Raw genomic sequence first — 22,283 nt, forward strand, 5'->3', positions numbered from 1 at the left:
TTGGTTATGGCGGGTGCTGGTCGCAAGTGTCGTGGCGTTGTCGGGAATGGCGGGGCAGGCCGCGTCGGCCGAGGTGGAGCCCGGTCCCGCGGACGTCGCCGCCGACAACGGTGAGATCGCGGTGTTCCTCTGTACGCCCTCCGCGCACAGGTGTGACAAACGGCATGCGACGGCGGGACAGCGGCGTGACGTCGAGGTTTTCCTGAACTCCACGCCCGGCGTGACCGAGGTGCGGTTCGTGAGCCGGGCGGCGGCCCATGCGGAGTTCCGGCGGGAGTTCGCCGGTCAGCGGAAGATGCTGGCCGAGGTGCGGGCCAAGGACATGCCGGAGTCGTTCTGGATCCGGGTCTCCGAGGCGGCTGATCGGGCCCGCGTCGTGAGCGCGGTGGATCGGCGGCCCGGGGTCGGGCTGGTGGTCGATCAGCTGGAGAACCGTCGCGTGACCCGGTCGTACTGGAATGTGGAGGTCTCCGTGTTCCTCTGCGTGGGCGATGCCTCCGGGCCCGAGTGCCGGCACGGGCGGGGAGGGGCGAACAGGAAAGCCGCCACCGCCAAGGAGAAGAAGGCGATCGTCGCCGTCATCGAGCGGATTCCCGGCCTCGAATCGTATGAATTCGAGGACCAGAGGACGGCCTATCGCCGCTTCGCCGAGACGTACGCGGACAATGAGACGCTGATCGCGGCGGTCAGGGTGTCGGACATACCCGAGTCGTATCTGCTGTCGATACAGCCGGAGGTGAACCGCGGTCCCTGGCGCCACCGGCTCGCGAAGATGCCGGGGGTCAGCCAGGTGTGGGACCACGAGTGCGTGTTGCAAGGGGCGCGGCTCAGGTCCGAATACGGGCTGCGGAACGTCGAAGCCCGCACCCGGGAATGCGAGTAGCGGCGTCCAGGCGCGAGCGTTCTGTTCAAGACCGCGGGCCGGCGTACGGCTGAGACTGCGCTCATGTCGCAACAGACCTTCACCCCCGCACTCGGACGCCTGAAGTTCACCCGCCTGTACGACCCGGTCGTCGCCCTGACGCGGGAACGGCTGTGGCGCAGTCTGGTGGCCATGCACGTCGCCCCCAGGCCCGACGAGACCATCGTGGACGTCGGCTGCGGCACCGGGTCGCAGGCCGTGCTGCTCCACCGCCTCGAACCGCGGGCCCGGATCGTCGGCGTCGACCCCGATCCGGAGACGCTGGCCCAGGCGCGGCGCAAGAGCAGGGCGAGCGGTACGTCCCCGGAGTGGCTGCTCGGCATGGGGGACGCGCTGACCGGCCTGCTATGGCCGGGGTCGGCCGACACGGCGGTGTCGAGCCTGGTCCTCCACCAATGTCCGCTTCCGATGAAACGCGCGATCCTCGCCTCGATGCACGCCGTGCTGCGGCCGGGCGGCAAGCTGGTGATCGCCGACTACGGGTGGCAGCGGACGGCGTCGATGCGGCTGGCGTTCCGTGTCGTGCAACTGGCCGACGGGGTGCGGGACACGCAGCCCAACGCGGACGGCGTGCTGCCGGAGCTGATGACCGACGCGGGGTTCGCGGACGTCCGGGAGGCGGAGGTCGTGCGGACGGTGACCGGCTCAATCTCCGTCTACGTGGCCGGCCGCGGCTGACCGGCGCAGCAGCGGCAGCACGGTCGCCGGCGTGAGCCCCAGCATGTCGCGCAGTTGCCGGTGGAAGTGGGCCTGGTCGGCGAAGCCGCCGTCGAGCGCGGCCTCGGCGATCGAGCGGCCGTCGGCCAGGGCGCGGGCCGCGCGGGTGAGCCGCCGCCAGATCCGCCACCGGGCGAGCGGCATGCCGAGTTGCAGCCGGGCCAGGGCGCGCAGGCGCTGGGGTGAGAGCCCGGCCTGCGCGGCCGCGTCGGCGAGCAGGAGGTTCCGCGACGTCAACGCCTCCATCGCGATCACCAGGCGCGGATCCAGCTCCCCGGACGGCCGAGGTTCCGCGACCAGGCGGAAGTCCTCCTCACTGGGAGCACGCAGATCAGCGGCCACGGTGATCACCTCACGGACGGACGCCAAGCCGGAGCCGAAGGGGGCCACGCGGGAGCCGGTGGGGGAGGTGCCTTTCGTGGCTGGAAGGCTGGAGCCAGGCGAGCGGGCCGGGGTGCAGCGGTCGCGCAGGACGGAGGCGTACGAGCACTGCGGTTCGACGAACCAGATGCGGACGTCCGGCGCCCCCGGCATGCGATGCCGGACCATGGGCGGGATGATCAGTGCGGGCCCGCGATGACACGTTTCCCGCTCGTCGACGACGGTCACCTCGCCCTCCACGGCGGCCGTCACCTGGTAGGCGGCGTGACGATGGATTGAGTTGTCCGCCGACGGCCCCTGGTACGACGCGTACCCCTCACCGATGAAGAACCGGCTCGTCATCCCTCACCCCGCATCACCACACCACCGCCCATGGTGCCGGAAACCGGGACGTGCGGGATCAGCTCCAGGTGGCGCGCTTGAGCACGCCGGCCAGCCCGTAGGTGTTCCAGGCGTCCACCACCAGGATCCCGGACTGCGGCAGGAACCACTCCTTCTCGTTCCACCTGGAGGTGGTGCGGCCGGTGTCGTTGGTCACGCAGCGGTTCGGCCAGGTGGTGTACTTCGCCTTGTGCCCGGCGCCCACCGGCCGCAGCCCGCGGTAGGACGCCTTCTCGCCGGGATACCAGCTCAGGCTGGAGTTGAACGGGCACGGGATCACCCCGCTGAACGGATGGAACTGCTGCTTGCCCGTGTACGTGACGGAACCGCCGCCGACCGGCACGTTCGTGTACTCCTTCGGCCCGAAGATCCAGAAGCTCTCGCAGTCGGGCGCGAACGGCTCCGGCTTCTTGCACAACAACCCGGTCACCACCACGACGTGGCCGGCCGACCGGTACACCTTCCAGTCGGCGGGGATCCGCAGCGTCATCCCCCGGAAGGACAGCGTCTTCCCGGCGGCGGCGGAGGCGGAGGCGGCGGAGGTGGCAGAGGCGGTGGAGGCGGTGGAGGAGGCCGACGCGAGGGACGCGCTCGCGGGCAGCGCGACGGCGGAGGCGGCGGTCAGGGCGGCGAGGAGGAGAGGGAGCTTTCTCATGGTTCGGGAAGGTACGCACCCCCACTTGCGGAGGGCTGGCCATCTACTTGGAGGAGGTCCGTCCTGGGTGGGTATGGGGTAAAGCATGATCTTCCTGAGACGGGCCGTGCTGATGGCCGTCCTCGCCTTTCTGGTCATCCCGATCACCGAGGTCGTCGCCGCGCCGCAGCCGGCCGCCGCGCAGTCCGGCGCACGCGCCCGTGCGGGCGCGGAGGTCAGCGCGGCGCGGGCCCGCCGCATGCTGGCCCAGCTACGGGTGGCCAGGCCCTTATCCCTGCGCGGCTACACCCACCGCCGGTTCCAGCCCGGGTGGGGACGTCACAAGGGACGGTGTGACGTACGGGAAACCGTCCTGGCCCGGGACGGGCGGCGGGTGCGCAGGAACGCGGCCTGCCATCCGGTGAAGGGCGTCTGGTACAGCCCGTACGACGGCCGGCGGTTGAAGAGCGAGCGCCTGGTGGACGTCGACCACGTCGTCCCGCTGGCCTACGCCTGGCGCTCGGGCGCCAAGAGGTGGAGCCAGGCGCGGCGGCGGGCCTTCGCCAACGACCTCACCCGTCCTGAGCTGGTCACCGTCAGCCATTCCGCCAACATCGCCAAGGGCGGGCAGGGGCCGCAGAGCTGGCGTCCGCGCCGCCGGGCCTACTGGTGCCGCTACGCGACCTCGTGGATCACCGTGAAACACCACTACCGCCTGTTCGTGACGCGCAGCGAGCGCGTGGCGCTGTCCAACATGCTCCGCACCTGCGGTCGCTGACCGCGTGTCCACCTGGCCGCCCGTACGCTCACGCCTGGACGTGACGCGGAGCGAGCAGTTCCTTGAGCGCCCGAGTCGTCGCGCGCGGGAAGGCCGTGTTGCCGTTGTGGCCGCCCGGCAGCGTGACCGGCTCGACGCCGAGCAGTTCGGCCAGCGCGAGCGCGCAGCGGTAGGTGTGCACCGACGGCCGGGTGGCCAGGCCGATTGCCGGGATCACCCGGGTCCCGGTGCCCACCGTCTCCGCAGGGGCGAGGTCGTCCTCCATGACGGCCGTGAACTCCGTCCCGATGAAGAACCCGAAGTTGGCCTGCCGCCTGGCCGTGAGCGGCTGCGGGGTGAGCCCGTCCTCGGTCTCGTCGTGGCCGGGGTCGATGCCGAGGTGCCGGGTGATCGCGGGGACGGCCGCGGCCAGCCCCCCGTCCGCGTACGCCCGCTGGATGGCGGCCAGCTCGGCCACGTGCTCGGCGCGGCCGGCGGCGGGCAGCAGGTTCGGCAGCACGGGCTCGTGCGCGACCAGCGTGCCGAGCACGCCGGGGTGGCGGGCCGCGACCCGCAGCCCGATCGCGCCTCCCATGCTGAACCCGGCCATCAGGGCGGGCCCGTCGGCGACCTCGGCGAGCAGCCGCGCGACGTCGTCGGCGTGGTCGGCCATGGTGACGGGCGGCGCGGCGGGGTCGAGGGTGCTGCGCGACAGGCCGCGCCGGTCGTAGGTGACGACGGTGAAGGCGTCGGCCAGGAGCGGCACGAGGTCGGCGGTGCGATCGGCGTCGCCCTCGCCGCTCTGCGACAGCAACAGGACCGGGCCGCTGCCCTCGACCTGGAAGTGAAGGGTGGCGCCTGGGACGGGAAGGGCGTTCATACGGGTCTCCTCCGACGAGAAAAAGCATCGAAATCGATGCATCGATATAGATGTATCATGACTTCATGAACGGAGTCGAACTGTTCCTGCTCGGCCGCACCCTCATGAAGATCGGCGAGCAGGCGATGCCCCAGCCGAAGGGCGACGGCCCCCGGGGCTCGGTCCGTACGGTGCTCGTCGTCCTCGGCGACGTGGTCGCCCACCCCGGCACGACGGTCAGCGAGATCGCGGCGCGGACCGGCCTGCCGCAGAGCCAGGTGTCCACGGCCGTCGCCCGGCTGGAGTCCACGGGGTCGATCGAGGGCGTGCCCGATCCGGCCGACCGGCGGCGGCGGCTCATCCGTCCCGCGGCGACGCCCTCCGCCCGGGTCGCCGAGGTCAGGGCCGCCACGATCGACGACGCCCTGGCCGCCGTCCTGCCCGATCCGGGCCCCGAGGCGGTCGGCGAGGTCACCGCCGCCCTGGAGGTGCTGGCCCGGCACCTCACGCCGGAGGTCGCCGCCCGCGTGCGCGACGTCGAGGGGACGGCGGGCGTCCTACGATCTCAACCGTGAAGACACCGGCACGCAGTCTCTATGTCATCGTGTGCGCGGCCGGGCCGGCCGGCGACGTGGCCAGGCTCGTCGTCCCGGCCCAGGAAGCGGGCTGGGACGTCCAGGTCGTCGCCACGCCGTCGGCGCTCGGCTTCGTCGACGTGCCGGAGCTGGAGCGCCTGACCGGGCGCCCGGTCCGCAGCCGCTACCGCAGGCCGGACGAGCCCAGGCCGCCGAGGGCCGACGCGATCATCGTCGCCCCGGCGACGTACAACACGATCAACAAGTTCGCCATGGGCGTCGCCGACACCTACGCGCTCGGGCTGCTGGCCGAGGCTCCGGGGCTCGGCATCCCCGTGGTCGTGCTGCCGTTCGTCAACAGCGCGCTCGCCTCCCGCGCGCCCTTCCGGCGCAGCGTCGAGGAGCTGCGGTCGGAGGGGGTGCGCGTCCTGATCGGGCCGGGGCAGTTCGAGCCGCACGCGCCGAGCGCGGGCGACGGCAACGACACCTACGTCTGGGAGAGCGCGCTCACGGCGCTGGGTCCGTGACGAGAGCCGGAAACGCGTTCGTGACGAGAGGCCGGAAGGCGGCGCGGTAGGACTGCGGCGGCACGCCGACCACCCGCTTGAACCGTTCGCGGAGGGCGACCGCCGAGCCGAACCCGGACTGCGTGGCGATCCGCTCCACGCCGTGGTCGGTGGTCTCCAGGAGGAGCTGTGCCCGCCGCACCCGGGCGCGCAGCAGCCACTGCAGCGGCGTGGTGCCGGTCTGCTCGCGGAAGCGGCGGCCGAACGTGCGCTCGCTCATCCCGCAGTGCGCGGCCATCGCGGCCAGGGTCACCTTGCCGTCGAGGTTGTCCTCGATCCAGGCCAGCACCGGCTCCAGCAGCGAGCCCTGGGGCACCGGCGGCCGGGTGTGCGCCATGAACTGGGCCTGGCCGCCCTCCCGCTCCAGGGGCGTCACCGACAGGCGGGCCGAGTCCGCGGCGACCGCCGAGCCGAAGTCGCGCCGGACGAGGTGCAGGCACAGGTCGAGCCCGGCGGCGGCGCCGGCCGAGGTCAGGATCTGGCCGTTGTCGACATAGAGCACGTCGGGCCGCACTTCGACGTCGGGGAACAGCTCGGCCAGCCGGTCGGCGGCCATCCAGTGGGTGGTCGCGCCCAGCCCGTCGAGCAGCCCGGCGGCGGCCAGGGTGAAGGCCCCCACGCAGATGGAGGCGATGCGGGTGCCCGCGGCGGCCGCCGCGCGCAGCGCCGCGAGCACCTCGGGCCCCGGCGGGACGGCCTGCTCAGAGCAGCCGGGCACGATGATCGTGTCGGCGGTGCGCAGCGCCTCCAGGCCGTGGGGCGCGACGATCGTGAAGGCGTCGCCGGGCACCTGCGGCGTCGCCGCGCACACCTGGACCCGGTACGGGCGGCTCCCGTCGGCCAGCCGGGCCCGGCCGAACACCTCGACCGGGATCGACAGGTCGGCCGCCACCACGTGATCGAGGGCCAGGACCGCCACAGTGTGCATGCGGACACGCTAGGCCAGGCGGCGGACGGTTGGCGGGAACTCGTCGGAGTTTGTCGAGTCACCCTCTGGGAGGGGCCGGGCGGCCCGCCTAGCCTGGCTGCGTTCCCCCGAAACCAGCAGGAAGTGCCCCATGTCCATCCTCATGCCGATCCTGATCGGCCTGGTCGCCGTCTCCCTCGTCTCCCTGATCCCCGAGCCGCACGGCCGCCGTGCCAACGCCGTGCTGGTGGCCGGCGCGGGCGCCGCCTACCTGAGCGGCGGCGGGCTCGGCTACTGGGAGTTCCTGCTGCCGGTCGTGATGACGTACGTCGCCTACCGCGGGCTGGAGAGCTGGACGTTCATCGGCATCGGCTGGCTGCTGCACACCGCCTGGGACGTGCTGCACCACCTCCAGGGCAGCCCGCTGCTGCCCTTCGCCGCGGACTCCTCCTTCGGCTGCGCCATCTGCGATCCGGTGATCGCGTTGTGGTGCTTCGCGGGCGGTCCGCCGGTCCTCGGCCGGCTGCGGGCCCGCTTCGCCCGTCCGCGGGCCTTGTCGAACGAGATTCGCGAATGACATTCTGGAATTCGGAACCTCGTCCCCGGAGGACGTATGGACAAAGAAGCCCTCCGCCGCAAATACCTCGAAGAGCGCGACAAGCGGCTCCGCCCGGACGGCAACGACCAGTACGTCCGCCTCACCGGCCGCTTCGCCCACTACCTCGACGACCCGTACACGCCGAGGACCGAGCGCGAACCGAAGACCGACCACGTGACGGTGGCCGTCGTCGGCGGCGGGTTCGCCGGGCTGGTCACCGGCGCCCGGCTCAGGGAGGCGGGGGTCGGGGACGTGCGGATCGTCGAGAAGGGCGGCGACTTCGGCGGCACCTGGTACTGGAACCGCTACCCGGGAGCCCAGTGCGACACCGCGTCGTTCGTGTACATGCCGCTCCTGGAGGAGACCGGCCACATGCCGACGGAGAAGTACGCGCACGCCCCCGAGATCCTGGAACACTGCCGCCGCATCGGCAAGCACTACGGCCTGTACGACGACGCGCTCTTCCACACCGAGGTCCAGGACCTGGAGTGGGACGCGTCCCGGTCGCGCTGGACCGTCCGGACGAACCGGGGCGACGCCTTCACCGCCCGGTTCGTGGTCATGGGCATCGGCCCGCTGCACGTGCCGAAACTTCCCGGCATCCCCGGCATCGACGACTTCCGCGGGCATTCGTTCCACACCAGCCGCTGGGACTACGACTACACCGGCGGCGATCCCACGGGCGCGCCCATGGACCGGCTGGCGGACAAGCGCGTCGCCGTCATCGGCACGGGCGCGACGGCCGTCCAGTGCGTGCCGCACCTGGCCCGCGCCTGCGCCGAGCTGTACGTGTTCCAGCGCACCCCCTCCTCGGTGGACGTACGCGACAACCGGCCCACCGACCCCGCCTGGTTCGCCGAGATCGCCACCCCGGGCTGGCAACAGCGCTGGCTCGAGAACTTCACCGGCAACCAGACCGGCGGCCTGGTCGAGGAGGACCTGGTGATGGACGGCTGGACCGACATCGCCCGCCGCGTCCGCGCCCGCATCGCGGCCCTGCCGCCCGAGGACCTGACCCCGGAGAAGATGGCCCAGGCGTACGAGGACTCCGACTTCGAGAAGATGGAGGAGATCCGGGCCCGCGTCGACGCGATCGTCGCCGACCCCGAGACCGCCGCGAAGCTCAAGGCCTGGTACCGCCAGCTCTGCAAGCGTCCCTGCTTCCACGACGAGTACCTGCAGTCCTTCAACGTGCCGGGCACCCGCCTGGTGGACACCGACGGCAAGGGCGTCGAGCGCGTCACCGGGCGCGGGGTGGTGGCCGCGGGCGTCGAGTACGAGGTCGACTGCGTCATCTACGCCTCTGGCTTCGAGGTGACCACCGACTACACCCGGCGCGCCGGCTACGAGCTGACCGGCCGCGACGGCCTGCGCCTCACCGACCGCTGGGCGGACGGCATGCGGACCCTGCACGGCATCCACGTGCACGGCTTCCCGAACGCCTTCGTCGTCCAGCCCACGCAGGGCGCGAACCTCATCTCCAACATCCCGCACAACCTCACCGAGGCCGGCCGGACCATCGCCACGATCGTCAGCCACGCGCTCGACCAGGGCTTCGACGAGGTCGAGGCGACCCGGGAGGCCGAGGACGCCTGGATCGAGCTGCTGCTGTCGGGCCCCGGGAGCATCCTGGGCGCCTCCGCCGACTGCACGCCCGGCTACTACAACAACGAGGGCCACGACGCCGGCATGAAAGGCCGGCTGAACATCGGCCATCCGCAAGGGGCGATGGCGTACTTCGCCTACATCGACGACTGGCGCAGGTCGGGCATGTTCGAGGGGCTGGAGTTCCGCAAGCGCGCAGCGGTCGAATGATCCGGCCGCTCACCTCGGAAGCATGACGTCCGCCGCAGTGAAGCTACCGGGTGACCGTCCTGCTCCTGCTGTCGGTGGTCGTGGGAGTCGGGTGGTTGTCGTTCGGCGTATTTTGCGGAGATTCGTCGGGGATGGGCGCTAGTTTCGTCCACCATGAGTTACGACCTGTACTTCGGCCCGGAGGGCGACGAGCCGCGCCCGCCGGACCCGGCGGCCTGGAACAACGTCGTCAGCCAGGCCCGCGCGCTGCTCGGTGACGTGACGGTCTTCGACGACCCGCCCAACTGGGAGCTCGAACACGAAGGCACCGGCATCTCCGTGAACCACTGGGAGGGCGGCTGGGGGATCAGCGTGCCGTACCGGTGGCACGGTGAGGCCGCGAGCCACGTCGTCGACCTGATGTACCAGGTGGCGCGGATCGTCGAGCGGGAGTCGGGGCTCGACGGCAACGATCCCCAGCTCGACTGCCCGCTCGTGGACGCGGACGCGGCGGCGGCGGTCCAGATCTTCGACGCGGTCGCGGCGCGCTACGGGATGGTCGGTCTGACCCCACCAATGTGAACGATCGGTCGTTAATGTATGCTGGGCGGCATGGCCGACGTTAAGGAAGACGGTCGCCGGGCGCGCGGGCAGCGCAGCCGCGAGGCGATCCTCGGGCAGGCCGTGTCACTGGCCTCGGTGCACGGTCTGGACGGGCTGACCCTGGGCCGGCTCGCCGAAGCCGCCGGAGTCAGCAAATCCGGATTTTTCGCTCACTGGCGGGATAAAGAGCAACTTCAGCTCGACACCATCGAGTGGGCCGTCCGCCAATGGACCGACGAGATCGTCAAGCCCGCGCTCAAGGCCCCTCCCGGCGTGGCCCGCGTCCTGGCCCTGCACGAGGCCCGCCTGAGTTTCTACGAGAGAGGCGTCCTGCCCGGCGGGTGCTTCTTCTACACGGCGCGGGTGGAGTTCGACGACCGTCCCGGCCCGGTCAGGGACCGGGTCGCCGAGTCGATGGCCGACTGGCTGAGGTTCATCGAGCGGCTGGTCCGGGAGGCGGTCGAGCTGGGGGAGCTGCCCCCGGAGACCGACCCGGCGCAGCTCGCGTACGAGATCGACGCCCTCGGCGAGGCCGCGGTCACCCACACCCGCCTGCTCGGCAGGGGTGAGGCCGCCTTCGAGCGGGCCCGCCGAGCCGTCCACGACCGACTGAAGGAGCTCGCGTGACCCAGACCCGGCCCGCCCAGGTGCACTTCGACGACCTCGACGCGATGGGCCTGCTGCACAACTCGCGTTACGCCCTGCTGGTCGAGCGCGCGATCTCCGCCTACTGGGCCGAGCAGGGCTGGAGCTTCGACCCGGCGGTCTCCAAGTTCAAGGACCTCTACCTGGCCGTACGCGAGTTCAAGATCACCTACAACGCGCCGGTCATGGGCGCGGGCGAGGTGCAGGTCGACTTCTGGATCGACCGCATGGGCCGCACCAGCGGCGTGTACGGCTTCCGCGTCCTGTCCGAGGACCGCTCGGTCGTGCACGCCGAGGGCTACCGCGTCAACGTCAACCTCGACCCGCAGACCTTCCGGCCCACGCCGTTCAGCGCCGAACTGCGCACCGCCGCCGAGCCGCTGATGGCGGGCTGAGTCCGCCGAGGGTAGACCCTGCACTACTGCGGGCCGTTCCCGTCCCCGGATACGGTCACCGGGTGGGAAACAGGACCGCGCTCGAAGCGCTCACGCGGCGGCCGCCCGGCTTCCTCCGGTCGGCCTGGCCGTGGCGGTGCGTGGCGTACCTGCTGGGCAGCGTGGTGCCGGGGGCGGCCGTCGCCCTCGGGGTCGTCGCGGCCGGGCTCGCCGGGCCGCCTGCCGGCCTGCTGCTCGTGCCGGTGCTGCTCGCGGCGGCCGTGCCGTTGATCGCCCGGTTCGAACGGGTGCGGCTGCGCCTGGTGGACACCGTGCCGCTGCCGCCGCTGCCGCCGGTGCCCGACCGGCGCCGGCGGGAGATCGGCGTCGCGGTCATGACGGTGTTCGCGATGTGGTGGATCGACCTGGTCATGCTGGGGTTCACCGTCGGAGGGCCGGTGCTGCTGATCCTGTCCCCCGTGGTCCAGCCGGAGGCCGGACCGGTCCTGGCCGCCGTGGGGAGCGTGGCGGGGGTGCTGCTGCTGCCGGTGGCGGCGTACACGATCACGGCGTGGGGCGGGGCGCGCGGCGCGATGGTCAGGGCGGTGCTCGCGCCGGCCGGGTCGGAGCTGGGCGAGGTCATGCGGTCGCGGGCGCGCCTGGTGGACGCGTTCGAGACCGAACGCCGCAGGATCGAGCGGGACCTGCACGACGGTGCGCAGCAGCGGCTGGTCGCGCTGTCGATGACGCTCGGCCTCGCCCGGCTGGACGTGCCCGACGACTCGCCGACGGCCCGGATGCTCGACGTGGCGCACGGCGAGGCCAGGCAGGCGCTGGCCGAGCTGCGCGAGCTGATCCGGGGCGTGCACTCGCAGGTGCTCACCGACCGGGGGCTGGGCGCGGCGATCCGCGACGTGGCCGGACGCTCGCCCGTCCCCGTGGACGTGGACGCCGACGAGCTGGGACGGCTGCCCGCGCCCGTCGAGGTCACCGCGTACTACGTGGTCAGCGAGGCGCTGGCGAACGTGGCCAGGCACAGCGGAGCCACCAGGGCCGCGGTCACCGCCCGGACGGCGGCCGGCACGCTGGCCGTCGAGGTGCGCGACGACGGCGTCGGCGGCGCCGACCCGGCCAGGGGCACCGGGCTGACCGGCCTGGCCGACAGGCTGGCCGTGGTGGCGGGAAGACTGTCGGTGTCCAGCCCGCCGGGCGGCCCGACCCTGGTACGAGTGGAGATCCCGTGCGCGTCGTGATCGCCGAGGACGCCGTGCTGCTCCGCGAGGGGCTGGCCGGGCTGCTCGAACGGTTCGGCCACACCGTGGCGGCCTCGGTCGGCGACGCCGAGGCCCTGGTCGCGGCGGTCGCCGAGCATCGCCCCGACGCCGTGGTGACCGACGTGCGCATGCCCCCGTCCTTCACCGACGAGGGCCTGCGCGCCGCGCTCGGCCTGCGCCGCCGCCACCCCGAGCTGGCCGTCCTCGTGCTCAGCCAGTACGTCGAGCAGACGTACGCGGCCGAGCTGCTGGAGTCCGGCGCCGGCGCGGGCGTCGGCTACCTGCTGAAGGACCGGATCGGCGACGTGCGCGAGTTCGTCGACGCGCTCGACCGGGTGGCCGCGGGCGGCACGGTCGTGGACCCCGAGGTGGTGCGCCAGCTCCTGCGCCGGCGGCGCGACCCGCTGGCCCGGCTGACCCCGCGCGAGCAGCAGGTGCTCGCCCTGATCGCCGAGGGCCGCGCGAACGCCTCGATCGCCAGGGAGCTGGTCGTCACCGACGCCGCGGTGGCCAAGCACATAGCCGGCATCTTCACCAAGCTCGACCTGCCGCCGGAGTCCGACGGCCACCGCCGGGTCCTGGCCGTGCTGGCCTACCTTCAGGGATGACCGGCGGGAAGTCCGAAAAGTAAGGTTCGTTGCCATGAACGAGCAGTGGCAGGAGGTCGGCGACCGGGTCTACGTGCGCCGCCACGAGTCCTTCGACATGAACACGGGCCTGATCGTGGGCGACGGGCACTGCCTGGTGCTCGACACCCGCAGCTCCCACCGGGAGGCGGCCGACCTGATCGACGCGATCAGGACGATCACCGGCTACCCGTGGACGGTCGTGAACAGCCATTCGCATTTCGACCACTACTTCGGCAACGCCCTCTTCCGTCCCGCCGAGATCTGGAGCCACGTCCGGTGCGCCGAGGAGATCGACGTCTACGGCGAGCGGCACCGCGCGGACGTCATGGAACGGCTGCCCGACCGCCGCGCGGAGATGGAGGAGGTCGCCGTCGTGCCGCCCGACCACACCTTCACCGTCTCGGCCAGCCTCGACATCGGCGGACGCATGGTGCACCTGCGGCATTTCGGGCTCGGCCACAGCAGCAACGACATCGTCGTGCACGTGCCGGACGCCGGCGTGGTGTTCGCCGGCGACCTGGTCGAGGAGGGCGCGCCGCCGGCGTTCGGCGACTCCTACCCGCTCGACTGGCCGGACACGACGGCCGCGATGCTCGCCGCGCTGCCCGAGCCGGTGTTCGTGCCGGGGCACGGCGCGGTGGTCGGCCGGGCCTTCGTCCAGGAGCAGCAGGCCGAGCTGGCGCTGGTGGCGGAGCTGGCCGCGAAGGCCCACGTGGAGGGGCTGCGCGACTCGATCACCCGGTTCCCGTACCCGGAGGAGGTGTCGCGGCAGGCGATCGAGCGGGCCTTCCTCCAGCTCGACAGGTGAGCTATATTGCAAACTGCAATATAGGGGGAGGCAACATGGCGCCACGCAACAGCCTGGTCGACCTGACCGTGCTCGCCCTGCTCACGGTGCACCCGAGCCACCCCTACGAGCTCCACCGCTTCATCATCGACACGCACAAGGACTACATCACCGGCCTGCCGCGCAGCCTCTACCACGCGGTCGAGCGGCTGGCCAGGGACGAGCTGATCGTCCCCGCCGCGACCGGCCGCGAGGGCCGCCGGCCCGAGCGCACGGTCTACGAGATCACCGACGAGGGCCGCGAGGAGCTGATCACCCGGCTCCGGCGGCTGCTGGAGCAGCCCGACCCCGACCGGCGCGCCTTCGTGGCGGCCATCTCGCTGATCGGCTGCCTGCCGCTGCCCGAGGCGCAGCGGGCGCTGCGCACCCGCGCCGCCACCCTGGAAGGCACGCTCGCCGGGATGGAAGGACACATCAAGGCCATGCACGACAGTGGCCTGCCCGAGATCCTCATGCTGGAGGTCGAGTGCGAGCAGGCGCTGCACGCCGCCGAGCTCGCCTGGATCAGAAGACTTCTCGACCGGCTCGACCAGGGCGAGCTCGCCTGGACGAGCACGACCGAGGGGTGAGAGAAGGGCCGCCGGGGTGCGCCAACACCCCGACGGCCGGACATCCGAACACGGCGCCTGCCCTGCCCGGACGCGCAACTCCCAGGATAGGCGCCGCGACGAAAGGAGCTGTGCCATGTCCGAAGAGATCACCCGCCTGGTGGAGCGGATGACGGAGACCTGGAACGCCGGCGACTCGGCCGCCTACGCCGGCCTGTTCACCGAGGACGCCGACTACATCACGTTCTTCGGCCTGCACCTGCGGGGCAGGAAGGCGATCGAGGAGACCCACCGCGCGCTGTTCGAGACCTCCATCAAGCTCGCCGAGGGCGGCCCCGCGCCGCTCGTCAGGCCGCTGACCGACGACGTCGCGCTGGTGATCGTCGGCGGCAACTCGTCGGTGGACGGCGTGCCCGACCCGAGCAGGGAGTCCGTCGTCACGCTGACCGCGCTGCGCACGCCGGAAGGCTGGCGGTTCGCCTCCTTCCAGAACAGCCGGGTGCGCAAGCCGTGAGGAAACGGCTGATCACCGAGGTGGCCGGGGTGGTCGGCGCCCCGGTCGAGCAGGTGTGGCAGGCCCTGACGCGCTCGCTGCCCGCACACCCGATGACCGTCGAGAAGGACGGGTACACCGTCGCCTACCAGGGCGGCTGGTGGTACCGCGGTGAGTGGGCCGTGCTCCCGCACCCCGAGGGCGCCCGCGTGGAGCACCGCGTCTACGACGTGGCCGAGCGGGGACGCTGGGCCGTGCCCCTGGCCAACCGGTTCTTCATCGGGTTCGCGCAGCGGACGAGGAAGGGCTTCGCCGAAGGCATCGCCCGCATCGGGACAGAATTGGGGTGCTCCGCCAGGCTGTCCTAGGCTGCTGGCCATGAGCCTGGTGTGGGAACCGCTGACCCCTGACGACGCCGAGGCGCTCGCCGTCCTCCTGGCCGCGATCGAGGCCGAGGATCGCACGGGCGAGGTCCACGACCTCGACGACGTCAGGGAGCAGCTCGGCCACCGCCTGATCGACCTGGCCGCGGGGACGCTCGCGGCCAGGCAGGGCGGCGAGATCGTCGCCTACGGCTACCTGCCGGCCCGGCAGTCCGTCACCGACACCCACGTCATGCGGCTGTCCGGCGGCGTGCACCCCGCCCACCGCAGGCGCGGGCTCGGCCGGCGGATCGTCGACTGGAGCCTGGCCGCGGCGCCGGGGCTGAGCGAGCGGGCCTTCCCCGGCGTGCAGCCGGAGATCCACCTCTACGCGCCCGACACCAACCTCGGGCTGAAGGCGCTGGCCGAGGGCGCCGGTTTCGTCGCCAACCGCTGGTTCGCCCACATGGGACGTTCGCTGTCGGGCGACCTGCCGGCCTTCGCGCCGCCCGCCGGGGTGACCGTCACCACCTGGTCGCCCGACCTGGACGAAGGCGCCCGCCGCGTCCGCAACGAGGCGTTCCTCGACCACTGGGGCAGCGTCCCGCACACCCCGGAGAGCTGGCGCGACTACATCGTCGGATCCCAGAACTTCCTGCCGGAGTCGTCGTTCGTGGCCCTGCACGACGGGCGGGCGGTGGGCACGCTCATCACCCACACCTTCGAGGGCTACAACGAGCTGGCCGGCGAGCGCCGGGCCTGGATCCAGATCATCGGCACGGTCCGGGAGTGGCGCGGCAAGGGCGTGGCCGGCGCGCTCATCGCGCACGCCCTGGCCGCCTTCCGCGCCCAGGGGTTCGACACGACCGCGCTGGGCGTCGACGCCGACAACCCCACGGGAGCCGTCCGCGTCTACTCCCGCGCCGGTTTCGAGATCATCCAGCGCAGCACGAACTACGCCCTGACCGTCAAACGGGGCTGAGCGCCGCCTCCGCGAGGGGGAACCGGGCCACGAAACCGGCGTCCGTGTACGTGAGCGTGCCGCCGTGCAGGTGGGCGATGTCCCTGGCGATGGGCAGGCCGAGGCCGGCGCCGCCGGCGTCCCTCGCCCGCGCCTCGTCCAGGCGGGTGAAGCGGCCGAAGACGGCCTCGCGGTGCTCCGGCGGGATCCCCGGGCCGTCGTCGCGCACCTCCAGCACGGCCTGGCCCTCCTCGGCGCGCACCCGTACGCGTACGGCCGAGGCGGCGTGCCGTACGGCGTTGTCGGCCAGGTTGGTGACCAGCCGGTCGAGGTGGGCGCGGGAGCCGTGCAGCACCACGTCCGGCTCGATGTCCAGCTCGACCCTGATCTCCGGCCGCCGCCTGGCGCGCAGCGACTCCTCGGCCGCCACCTGACCCAGGTCCAGCTCGCCGGTGCGCAGCGGCTCGCCGGCGTCCAGCTTGGCCAGCATGAGCAGGTCGGCGGCCAGCGACTGCAGGCGTTCGACGTCGGCCAGCGCCTCGCGGGTGAGCTCGCTCGGCTCGGCCAGTTCGAGGCGGGCCCGCAGGGTGGCGATGGGGCTGCGCAGCTCGTGCGCGGCGTCGGCGACGAACCGCTTGTGCCGGCCCACGGCCGTCTCCAGACGGTCGAGGGTGCCGTTCACGGTGGTGGCCAGGGCCGCGATCTCGTCCTTGGAGCCGGGCACCGGCACGCGCTGGTGCAGGTCGCGGGCCGTGATGTCGGCCACCTTGGCCCTGATCGCGGCCACGGGGGCCAGCGCGCGGCCCACGGAGAACCAGGTCATCCCGGCCACCACGAGCAGCAGGGCGGGCACGCCGGGCAGCAACGCGCCGTACAGGGCCTGGACGGCCTTCTGCACGCCGTCCAGCGAAACCCGCGACCAGAGCGTGGCCGGGCCGGTCGGCGTGCTCACCTGCAGGCCCGCGACGGCGTAGTCGGCCGGCTGCGCCCACAGGGCGGGCGAGCCGGTGGCCCGGCCGGCCAGGACGAGGTCGGGATCGGCCAGCCGCACCACGGACAGGTCGTCCACCAGGGTCGGGCTCGCCTGCGCGGCGGTCGTGCCGGCCGCCGGCGTCACCCCTTCGGGCAGGACCGGCACCGTCTCCGCGTACGGCATCGCCGCCGCGGCGCGCCTGACCGCCTCCTCGCCCGCGTTGCCCTCCAGCGTGCCGCGCAACGCCATGACCAGCACCAGGGCGGCCACGCCGAGCGCCAGGGCCACCACCAGCGTCGCCGCGACGGTGGCCCGCACCCGCACCGACGACAGCCCGGCCGGCACCCGCGCCCACCTCGGCCGCCCCGCGAGCAGCGCCCTCACGCCGCCTCCAACCGGTAGCCCGCTCCCCGGACGGTCACCAGCGTCGTCCGGCCGAACGGCAGGTCGATCTTCCTGCGCAGGGCGCTGATGTAGACCTCGACGATGTTCGGGTCGCCGTCGTAGGAGAAGTCCCACGCCTGGGCCAGCAGCTCGCTCTTGGAGACCACCTCGCCGGAGCGGCGGGCGAGCGCGTGCAGCACCGCGAACTCCTTCGGCGTCAGCCCGACCTCCACCCCGCCCCGGCGGCAGCGCAGCCCGGCCGGGTCCACCACCAGGTCGCCGACCGTGATCGTCACGGGCCGCTCGGTCCCGCCGCGCCGCACCAGGGCGCGCAGCCGGGCCAGCAGCACCACGTACGAGAACGGCTTGGCCAGGTAGTCGTCGGCGCCGTTGTCGAGCGACTCGGCCTCGTCGTAGACGCCGTCCTTGGCGGTGAGCATCATGATCGGTGTCCAGTCGCCCGCCTCGCGCAGCCGGGAGCAGACCGTGTAGCCGTTCATCCTGGGCAGCATCACGTCCAGGACGATGACGTCGTAGGAGTTCTCGGTCGCCATCCACAGGCCGTCGCGCCCGTCGTGGGCCACGTCCACGGCGAAGCCCTCGCCCGCCAGCCCGCCCTTGATCAGGCCGGCCAGCCGTTCCTCGTCCTCCACCAGCAGCACTCGCACGACGTCCAGAGTGCCTGAGCGAACCTAAAGCCAACCTGAAGATCATTTAGGGCGCGTTCAGGGTCGCTTCAGGTGCGGGCGAGCACGCTCGGGGCGTTCGGATGGATTCCACTGAGGAGAATGCATGTTCAAGCGACGTCTCGCGGTCCTCGGCACGGTGGGGGTGCTCGCGCTCGCGGGCCTGGGCGGCTCCGCCCTGGCCGACGGAACCCCCGCCCCCGACGCCACCACCGCGACCACCGTCACCACAGCGGCCGTGTCCTGCCGGACGCCGGACGGCAAGGAGATCAAGCTCGCCGACGGCCCGGTGGCCCGCGTGTTCGTCATGCGCGCCGAGAAGGGGGAGCGGGCGGACGGCGCGCCGGAACTCAAGGCCGAGCGCGGCCGCGTGATCGAACTCGCCCCCGGGACCGTCACCGAGGCCACCCCGACCACGCCTTCGGTCCCGGCCGCCCCGGCGGCCCCTCAGGCCGGCACCGAGGCCGCGCCGACCACCCCGAGCGCCACCCTTCCCGAGGGCGAGGCCGCACCCGCGGCCCCGAGCGCCACCCTTCCCGAGGGTGAGGCGGCGCGGATGCTGCCGGCGCTGCCCGCGACCGAGCTTCCCCCGGGCGCCGTGAAGCTGGACGACCCCGGCAAGGTCGTCCACATCGTGTGCGCCTCGGCCGAGCCCGCCAAGTAGGTTCAGCCGGGGAACGACGGGTGCGGGCCGAGCGCCCAGTACTCGTACAGCCCGTAACCGACGAGCCCGTCGTACTCGAAGCGGCCGACGGCGTCGACCAGGCCCCACATCCTGGCGGCGTCGTCGGGCAGCCGGTACGTCACCCCCTGCACGACCGGCCCCGGCCCCTGGTACATGCCGTGCCGCCACTCCGGCTCCAGCCCGTACCCGGTGCCGGCCATGAGGTGGACCGGCAGCACCGGCGTGCAGCGCACCTCGAACGGCCTGCCGCCCGGCGGCGAGAACGCGATCACGGCGTCCACGACGTCCCGGGTGCCCGGGGCGTAGACCGGGCGGTAGTCCGGCCGGCCGAGGTACTCCTCCTCCCGCCCGTCCGTCCAGACGCGCACGGCCTCCTCCAGCAGCCGCCGGCCACGGTGGTCCTCCTGGATGATGCACAGGATGGCGTGGTCGTCGAACTTCATCGGCGCGTACAGCCAGTAGAACGTGCCGGGGTCGTTGGCCTGGATGCCGGGCGGCTCGGGCTCGCCGACCGGCCGCACGCCCCACGACCGGTCCCTGGTGCCGAGCCAGCGGTCGGGGGTGACCGGGATCACCTGGTCGCCGACGGTGATGCTGCCGGACCAGCGGCCGGTCTGGGCGAGCCGCACCGAGTCGAACATCACCCGTTCCTGCCGGCGCAGGTGGTGGCGGGGTTCGAGGGTCGCCGGGATCGTCCCCTCCCAGTCGAGCTCGAAGGAAAGGCCATGCTCGGTCGGCTCCAGGATCACGCGGAGCCGCTTGAGCCCTTCGATCACCTCGACCCGGAAGGGGCCGATCCCGGTGTCCATCCGGTCGGGGCCCAGCTCGCGCGAGGCCCGCACGACCCGGTGCAGGTCGCCGTGCCTGACGAGGGCGAAGGCGTCGGTGACGCCGAGGTTGGGGTACTGGCCGAGGCCGACGATCAGCATGAGCTCGTCGGTGCCTGCGTGGCAGTTGAAGTAGTAGCGGTCGTAGAAGTTGCGGTCGGAGGTGGCGACGTGCCGCATGACCTGGGCGGTCTGGTGCACGGGGTGATCGTCGAGCGGTGACAGCGCCATGCCCGGCTTTGTAGCAAGCGCTTGGTGAAGAGTCAACGGGGGCCGGAACGCGGAAGCGCGCCCCCGCTCGTGAGAGCGGAGGCGCGCTTCCGGTCCGGATCAGGGCATGTTGTGCGATGCCTGGTCCGTCTTGTTCTGCACGTTGGACGCCATCCGGTCCGCAGAATGCGCGGTCCGGTCCGCCTTCTCGCCGACCCAGCGTGATGCATCGGAGGCAGAGTCCTTCATGTGCTCGGTCCACTGCTGGGCGTTGCGGCGGTAGGCCATGTAGCCGATCGCGCCGACCGCAAGACCGGTCAGCAGCACCATCGTCGGCCACCGCCGTGACCGGGACGGTTTGGGGTCGATTCGCTTGGCCGCCGCCGACAGCATCCTGCTGACCTTGGGAGCGACCTGATCCTCGAACCCGTGCGCCGCGGCGTCGAGCCTCGGCGCCGCCCAGTAACGGGCGTCTTCGATGCGCTGTGCGGTGGCCACCTTGGCCTGGTCCGCCATTGGCGCCATGCGATGGCCGGTCTTGACGGCCTGGGCCTTCATGCGGCCCATCCACGTGGCGGGTACCTCTATTACCACGCGGCGTCTCTTCAGTGTCAGGGACACGACAACCTCCCCTGTCGTTGGGGCCCCGCGCTTGACCTTCCCTGGACAAGGCGGCTCAATCATGGCGGTCCATGGGAGGATGGCTCAGGAGGCCGAACGGCCATACTTCTCACAACATCACAAACAACCCTGTGCATAGAGGGGGGCAGCTGTCTCGTGGCTGAGAAGCTGATCGCAAATCTGAAGACCAATCGCGGCGATATCAAGGTCGAGCTTTTCCCGAACCAGGCGCCGAAGACCGTCCGGAACTTCGTGGAGCTCGCCGAGGGCACCCGCGAGTGGACGCACCCGGAGTCGGGTGAGAAGAGCACGGCCCGGCTGTACGACGGGACCATCTTCCACCGGGTCATCTCCGGTTTCATGATCCAGGGCGGCGACCCGCTCGGCCAGGGCATCGGCGGCCCCGGCTACGAGTTCGACGACGAGATCCACCCGGACCTCTACTTCAACCGGCCCTACCTGCTGGCCATGGCCAACGCGGGCGTCCGGTTCGGCAAGGGCACCAACGGCTCGCAGTTCTTCATCACGGTCGTGCCCACGCCGCACCTCAACGGCAAGCACACGATCTTCGGTGAGGTCGTCGAGGGCCAGGACGTCGTCGACGCCATCGCCAAGACCGACACCGACCGGCGCGACCGTCCCGTCCAGGACGTCGTCCTGGAGTCGGTCACCATCGAGCGCGTGCAGGGCTGAGCCCATCCCTGACGGGGGCGGGCCGTCCACGGGTCCCGCCCCCTTCGGGCAGGCATGTCACAGCCCTGATCGACAGCACACAGCTGGGGCTGGTACGTCATAGGCTCTGGACATGACCAGCCAGCCGCCCAGCCCGCCCTCGCAGCCCGAGCAGCCCGCCGAGGCGGTCCCCACGTGCTACCGGCATCCCGGCAGGGAGACCTGGGTCCGCTGCCAGCGCTGCGACCGGCCCATCTGCCCCGACTGCATGCGCGACGCCGCCGTGGGCTTCCAGTGCCCCGAATGCGTCGCCCAGGGCAGCCAGGGCTTCCGCCAGGCCCGCTCCACCTTCGGCGGCCAGGTCGTCGGCACGCCGTACGTCACCTGGGCCATCCTGGCCGTCAACGTCCTGGTCTTCGGCGCCCAGTACCTCGTGCCCGCCGTCACCGGCGCGCTGCAGATGTGGCCGGCCGGAGTGGCGGTCTTCGGCGACTACTACCGGCTGGTCAGCGCCGCGTTCGTGCACGCCGGCGTCTTCCACATCCTGTTCAACTGCTGGGCGCTCTACGTCGTCGGGCCCTACCTGGAGCGCGCCTTCGGCCACGTGCGCTACACGGCCCTCTACCTCGTCAGCGCCGTCGGCGGCAGCGTGCTCAGCCTCTGGCTCGACCCGCTCGGCCAGCCGACCGTGGGCGCGTCGGGAGCCATCTTCGGCCTCTTCGGCGCCGTCTTCGTGGTGGGCCGCAAGCTCAACATGGACGTACGCGGCATCGCCATGCTCATCGTGATCAACCTGGTGATCACCTTCGTGTTCCCGGGCATCAGCTGGACCGGGCACGTCGGCGGCCTGATCACCGGCTCGGTGCTGGCGGGAGCGATGGCCTACGCCCCCAAGAACAACCGGACCCTGTGGCAGGTGCTGGCGATCGCGGGAGCGCTGGCCGTGCTAGCCGTGCTCGTGATGGCCCGGACCTCGGCGATCCTGAGCTCGATCTGACTTCCCCAGGCTGTGGAAAAGACTGTGGAAAGAACTAACGCCAGCGGGTGGAAAGAACCACACCGAAGATGATGAAGACAAACCCGATCAGCAGGTTCCAGTTCTGGAGGTCGCTGAAGAAGGGCGCCTGCGGGGCGACGTAGTAGATCGCGATCCACAGGATGCCGATGATCCAGGACACCACCATGGTGGGCGCCAGCCAGCGCGGGCTGACCTTGACCTGCTGGGACTTCTGCGGCGGGGTGTAAACCGCCTTCTTGCGAGCCTTGGACTTGGGCACTGGGTAACTCCTGCTGAGGGCCTGGGCTTCCGGATCGTCCACAGGCTCTTCGTTAAGCGTAGTTGAAGCGTGCCCCAGGATAGTCGCCACGCGCACGACATGGCGATCCCCCGCGTCGGGA

The 22,283-nt window shown here is 71.8% G+C and carries 29 protein-coding genes; 20 read left to right on the top strand and 9 right to left on the bottom strand.

All coding sequences use genetic code 11. The features are described 5' to 3' along the window. Positions 1-13: 13 nt before the first annotated feature. On the top strand, positions 14-883 hold the full coding sequence (locus ACIBQ8_RS23955) for a permease-like cell division protein FtsX (protein ID WP_397180027.1): 870 nt from the start codon (positions 14-16) through the stop codon (positions 881-883). A gap of 63 nt (positions 884-946) precedes the next feature. Beyond that, positions 947-1,600, top strand: a complete 654-nt coding sequence (locus ACIBQ8_RS23960; protein ID WP_397193008.1) for a class I SAM-dependent methyltransferase — start codon at positions 947-949, stop codon at positions 1,598-1,600. Here the strand turns inward: ACIBQ8_RS23960 and ACIBQ8_RS23965 are convergent. Both ACIBQ8_RS23965 and ACIBQ8_RS23970 read right to left on the bottom strand, forming a co-directional pair. Beyond that, positions 1,568-2,362, bottom strand: coding sequence for a helix-turn-helix domain-containing protein (locus tag ACIBQ8_RS23965; protein WP_397193009.1), 795 nt, complete (start codon positions 2,360-2,362; stop codon positions 1,568-1,570). The two genes, ACIBQ8_RS23960 and ACIBQ8_RS23965, sit on opposite strands and share 33 nt — an antisense overlap. 58 nt (positions 2,363-2,420) lie before the next feature. Further along, positions 2,421-3,056 carry a hypothetical protein gene (locus tag ACIBQ8_RS23970; protein WP_397193010.1) on the bottom strand — a complete coding sequence of 212 codons (636 nt, stop codon included), beginning with the start codon at positions 3,054-3,056 and terminating at the stop codon, positions 2,421-2,423. An 85-nt stretch (positions 3,057-3,141) separates the two neighbouring features. Between ACIBQ8_RS23970 and ACIBQ8_RS23975 the strand changes: the two genes are divergently transcribed. Then, positions 3,142-3,813, top strand: a complete 672-nt coding sequence (locus ACIBQ8_RS23975; protein WP_397180023.1) for an HNH endonuclease family protein — start codon at positions 3,142-3,144, stop codon at positions 3,811-3,813. Positions 3,814-3,841: 28 nt separating this feature from the next. On the opposite strand, the gene ACIBQ8_RS23980 is transcribed toward ACIBQ8_RS23975, so the two are convergent. Continuing rightward, the gene (locus ACIBQ8_RS23980) at positions 3,842-4,672 is read right to left on the bottom strand and encodes an alpha/beta fold hydrolase (RefSeq protein WP_397193011.1); all 831 of its coding nucleotides are present in this window, start codon (positions 4,670-4,672) and stop codon (positions 3,842-3,844) included. Between the two features lie 65 nt (positions 4,673-4,737). Between ACIBQ8_RS23980 and ACIBQ8_RS23985 the strand changes: the two genes are divergently transcribed. Both ACIBQ8_RS23985 and ACIBQ8_RS23990 read left to right on the top strand, forming a co-directional pair. Continuing rightward, complete coding sequence (locus ACIBQ8_RS23985; protein ID WP_397180021.1) at positions 4,738-5,226, top strand: MarR family winged helix-turn-helix transcriptional regulator; 489 nt, start codon at positions 4,738-4,740, stop codon at positions 5,224-5,226. Continuing rightward, a complete protein-coding gene (locus tag ACIBQ8_RS23990; protein ID WP_397180020.1) occupies positions 5,223-5,753 on the top strand; it encodes a flavoprotein in 531 nt (176 codons plus the stop codon). The genes ACIBQ8_RS23985 and ACIBQ8_RS23990 overlap by 4 nt, the downstream gene beginning before the upstream one ends. Here ACIBQ8_RS23990 and ACIBQ8_RS23995 read toward each other — a convergent pair. Beyond that, positions 5,734-6,720 carry a GlxA family transcriptional regulator gene (locus ACIBQ8_RS23995; RefSeq protein WP_397193012.1) on the bottom strand — a complete coding sequence of 329 codons (987 nt, stop codon included), beginning with the start codon at positions 6,718-6,720 and terminating at the stop codon, positions 5,734-5,736. The genes ACIBQ8_RS23990 and ACIBQ8_RS23995 overlap by 20 nt on opposite strands. Positions 6,721-6,850: 130 nt before the next feature. On the opposite strand from ACIBQ8_RS23995, the gene ACIBQ8_RS24000 reads away from it, so the two are divergent. The 12 genes from ACIBQ8_RS24000 to ACIBQ8_RS24055 all read left to right on the top strand — a co-directional run bounded on the left by ACIBQ8_RS24000 (position 6,851) and on the right by ACIBQ8_RS24055 (position 15,848). Then, the gene (locus tag ACIBQ8_RS24000; RefSeq protein ID WP_352363358.1) at positions 6,851-7,276 is read left to right on the top strand and encodes a DUF6010 family protein; all 426 of its coding nucleotides are present in this window, start codon (positions 6,851-6,853) and stop codon (positions 7,274-7,276) included. Positions 7,277-7,312: 36 nt separating this feature from the next. Then, positions 7,313-9,112, top strand: coding sequence for a flavin-containing monooxygenase (locus ACIBQ8_RS24005; RefSeq protein WP_397193013.1), 1,800 nt, complete (start codon positions 7,313-7,315; stop codon positions 9,110-9,112). Between the two features lie 153 nt (positions 9,113-9,265). Next, positions 9,266-9,673 (top strand): hypothetical protein, encoded by a 408-nt coding sequence (locus ACIBQ8_RS24010; protein WP_397193014.1) that lies wholly within the window; start codon positions 9,266-9,268, stop codon positions 9,671-9,673. Positions 9,674-9,703: 30 nt separating this feature from the next. Further along, a complete protein-coding gene (locus ACIBQ8_RS24015; RefSeq protein WP_397180015.1) occupies positions 9,704-10,321 on the top strand; it encodes a TetR/AcrR family transcriptional regulator in 618 nt (205 codons plus the stop codon). Further along, positions 10,318-10,734, top strand: a complete 417-nt coding sequence (locus ACIBQ8_RS24020) for an acyl-CoA thioesterase (RefSeq protein ID WP_397180014.1) — start codon at positions 10,318-10,320, stop codon at positions 10,732-10,734. The genes ACIBQ8_RS24015 and ACIBQ8_RS24020 overlap by 4 nt, the downstream gene beginning before the upstream one ends. Positions 10,735-10,796: 62 nt before the next feature. Further along, positions 10,797-11,966, top strand: coding sequence for a sensor histidine kinase (locus ACIBQ8_RS24025; protein WP_397193015.1), 1,170 nt, complete (start codon positions 10,797-10,799; stop codon positions 11,964-11,966). After that, positions 11,954-12,595, top strand: coding sequence for a response regulator (locus ACIBQ8_RS24030; protein WP_397180012.1), 642 nt, complete (start codon positions 11,954-11,956; stop codon positions 12,593-12,595). Before ACIBQ8_RS24025 ends, ACIBQ8_RS24030 begins: the two co-directional genes overlap by 13 nt. Positions 12,596-12,629: 34 nt before the next feature. Then, positions 12,630-13,424: an MBL fold metallo-hydrolase gene (locus ACIBQ8_RS24035; RefSeq protein WP_397180011.1), complete on the top strand. Its 795-nt coding sequence runs from the start codon at positions 12,630-12,632 to the stop codon at positions 13,422-13,424. A gap of 35 nt (positions 13,425-13,459) precedes the next feature. Then, positions 13,460-14,032, top strand: a complete 573-nt coding sequence (locus ACIBQ8_RS24040; RefSeq protein WP_397180010.1) for a PadR family transcriptional regulator — start codon at positions 13,460-13,462, stop codon at positions 14,030-14,032. 115 nt (positions 14,033-14,147) lie between these two features. Next, complete coding sequence (locus tag ACIBQ8_RS24045) at positions 14,148-14,525, top strand: SgcJ/EcaC family oxidoreductase (protein ID WP_397193016.1); 378 nt, start codon at positions 14,148-14,150, stop codon at positions 14,523-14,525. Next, complete coding sequence (locus ACIBQ8_RS24050) at positions 14,522-14,872, top strand: hypothetical protein (protein WP_397180007.1); 351 nt, start codon at positions 14,522-14,524, stop codon at positions 14,870-14,872. The genes ACIBQ8_RS24045 and ACIBQ8_RS24050 overlap by 4 nt, the downstream gene beginning before the upstream one ends. 10 nt (positions 14,873-14,882) lie before the next feature. Further along, positions 14,883-15,848, top strand: coding sequence for a GNAT family N-acetyltransferase (locus tag ACIBQ8_RS24055; protein WP_397180006.1), 966 nt, complete (start codon positions 14,883-14,885; stop codon positions 15,846-15,848). On the opposite strand, the gene ACIBQ8_RS24060 is transcribed toward ACIBQ8_RS24055, so the two are convergent. Beyond that, a complete protein-coding gene (locus tag ACIBQ8_RS24060; protein WP_397180005.1) occupies positions 15,835-17,184 on the bottom strand; it encodes an ATP-binding protein in 1,350 nt (449 codons plus the stop codon). The genes ACIBQ8_RS24055 and ACIBQ8_RS24060 overlap by 14 nt on opposite strands. Next, complete coding sequence (locus tag ACIBQ8_RS24065) at positions 17,181-17,852, bottom strand: response regulator transcription factor (protein WP_397180004.1); 672 nt, start codon at positions 17,850-17,852, stop codon at positions 17,181-17,183. The genes ACIBQ8_RS24060 and ACIBQ8_RS24065 overlap by 4 nt, the downstream gene beginning before the upstream one ends. Before the next feature lie 124 nt (positions 17,853-17,976). Between ACIBQ8_RS24065 and ACIBQ8_RS24070 the strand changes: the two genes are divergently transcribed. Then, positions 17,977-18,534, top strand: coding sequence for a hypothetical protein (locus ACIBQ8_RS24070; RefSeq protein ID WP_397193017.1), 558 nt, complete (start codon positions 17,977-17,979; stop codon positions 18,532-18,534). A 2-nt stretch (positions 18,535-18,536) separates the two neighbouring features. Here the strand turns inward: ACIBQ8_RS24070 and ACIBQ8_RS24075 are convergent, their stop codons facing one another. Both ACIBQ8_RS24075 and ACIBQ8_RS24080 read right to left on the bottom strand, forming a co-directional pair. Beyond that, a complete protein-coding gene (locus ACIBQ8_RS24075) occupies positions 18,537-19,613 on the bottom strand; it encodes a hypothetical protein (protein WP_397180002.1) in 1,077 nt (358 codons plus the stop codon). Positions 19,614-19,712: 99 nt separating this feature from the next. After that, positions 19,713-20,150, bottom strand: coding sequence for a hypothetical protein (locus ACIBQ8_RS24080; RefSeq protein WP_352363324.1), 438 nt, complete (start codon positions 20,148-20,150; stop codon positions 19,713-19,715). A 219-nt stretch (positions 20,151-20,369) separates the two neighbouring features. Here ACIBQ8_RS24080 and ACIBQ8_RS24085 point away from each other — a divergent pair, with 219 nt between their 5' ends. Beyond that, entirely contained in the window at positions 20,370-20,906 is a 537-nt protein-coding gene (locus ACIBQ8_RS24085) for a peptidylprolyl isomerase (RefSeq protein WP_352363322.1), read from the top strand. A gap of 112 nt (positions 20,907-21,018) precedes the next feature. Further along, complete coding sequence (locus tag ACIBQ8_RS24090; RefSeq protein ID WP_397180001.1) at positions 21,019-21,882, top strand: rhomboid family intramembrane serine protease; 864 nt, start codon at positions 21,019-21,021, stop codon at positions 21,880-21,882. A gap of 34 nt (positions 21,883-21,916) precedes the next feature. Here the strand turns inward: ACIBQ8_RS24090 and ACIBQ8_RS24095 are convergent, their stop codons facing one another. Further along, a complete protein-coding gene (locus ACIBQ8_RS24095; RefSeq protein ID WP_125640971.1) occupies positions 21,917-22,162 on the bottom strand; it encodes a cell division protein CrgA in 246 nt (81 codons plus the stop codon). Positions 22,163-22,283 lie beyond the last annotated feature (121 nt).

It is taken from the genome of Nonomuraea sp. NPDC049646 (genome assembly GCF_044465525.1).
In the GTDB taxonomy this organism is placed as follows: domain Bacteria; phylum Actinomycetota; class Actinomycetes; order Streptosporangiales; family Streptosporangiaceae; genus Nonomuraea.

Bases quoted from the DNA above. Each gene is read 5' to 3' on its own strand.
- ACIBQ8_RS23960 (WP_397193008.1), top strand. From the start codon at position 947: ATGTCGCAACAGACCTTCACCCCCGCACTCGGACGCCTGAAGTTCACC.
- ACIBQ8_RS23965 (WP_397193009.1), bottom strand. From the start codon at position 2,362: ATGACGAGCCGGTTCTTCATCGGTGAGGGGTACGCGTCGTACCAGGGG.
- ACIBQ8_RS23970 (WP_397193010.1), bottom strand. From the start codon at position 3,056: ATGAGAAAGCTCCCTCTCCTCCTCGCCGCCCTGACCGCCGCCTCCGCC.
- ACIBQ8_RS23975 (WP_397180023.1), top strand. From the start codon at position 3,142: ATGATCTTCCTGAGACGGGCCGTGCTGATGGCCGTCCTCGCCTTTCTG.
- ACIBQ8_RS23980 (WP_397193011.1), bottom strand. From the start codon at position 4,672: ATGAACGCCCTTCCCGTCCCAGGCGCCACCCTTCACTTCCAGGTCGAG.
- ACIBQ8_RS23985 (WP_397180021.1), top strand. From the start codon at position 4,738: ATGAACGGAGTCGAACTGTTCCTGCTCGGCCGCACCCTCATGAAGATC.
- ACIBQ8_RS23995 (WP_397193012.1), bottom strand. From the start codon at position 6,720: ATGCACACTGTGGCGGTCCTGGCCCTCGATCACGTGGTGGCGGCCGAC.
- ACIBQ8_RS24000 (WP_352363358.1), top strand. From the start codon at position 6,851: ATGTCCATCCTCATGCCGATCCTGATCGGCCTGGTCGCCGTCTCCCTC.
- ACIBQ8_RS24005 (WP_397193013.1), top strand. From the start codon at position 7,313: ATGGACAAAGAAGCCCTCCGCCGCAAATACCTCGAAGAGCGCGACAAG.
- ACIBQ8_RS24010 (WP_397193014.1), top strand. From the start codon at position 9,266: ATGAGTTACGACCTGTACTTCGGCCCGGAGGGCGACGAGCCGCGCCCG.
- ACIBQ8_RS24015 (WP_397180015.1), top strand. From the start codon at position 9,704: ATGGCCGACGTTAAGGAAGACGGTCGCCGGGCGCGCGGGCAGCGCAGC.
- ACIBQ8_RS24035 (WP_397180011.1), top strand. From the start codon at position 12,630: ATGAACGAGCAGTGGCAGGAGGTCGGCGACCGGGTCTACGTGCGCCGC.
- ACIBQ8_RS24040 (WP_397180010.1), top strand. From the start codon at position 13,460: ATGGCGCCACGCAACAGCCTGGTCGACCTGACCGTGCTCGCCCTGCTC.
- ACIBQ8_RS24045 (WP_397193016.1), top strand. From the start codon at position 14,148: ATGTCCGAAGAGATCACCCGCCTGGTGGAGCGGATGACGGAGACCTGG.
- ACIBQ8_RS24055 (WP_397180006.1), top strand. From the start codon at position 14,883: ATGAGCCTGGTGTGGGAACCGCTGACCCCTGACGACGCCGAGGCGCTC.
- ACIBQ8_RS24070 (WP_397193017.1), top strand. From the start codon at position 17,977: ATGTTCAAGCGACGTCTCGCGGTCCTCGGCACGGTGGGGGTGCTCGCG.
- ACIBQ8_RS24075 (WP_397180002.1), bottom strand. From the start codon at position 19,613: ATGGCGCTGTCACCGCTCGACGATCACCCCGTGCACCAGACCGCCCAG.
- ACIBQ8_RS24080 (WP_352363324.1), bottom strand. From the start codon at position 20,150: ATGAAGGCCCAGGCCGTCAAGACCGGCCATCGCATGGCGCCAATGGCG.
- ACIBQ8_RS24090 (WP_397180001.1), top strand. From the start codon at position 21,019: ATGACCAGCCAGCCGCCCAGCCCGCCCTCGCAGCCCGAGCAGCCCGCC.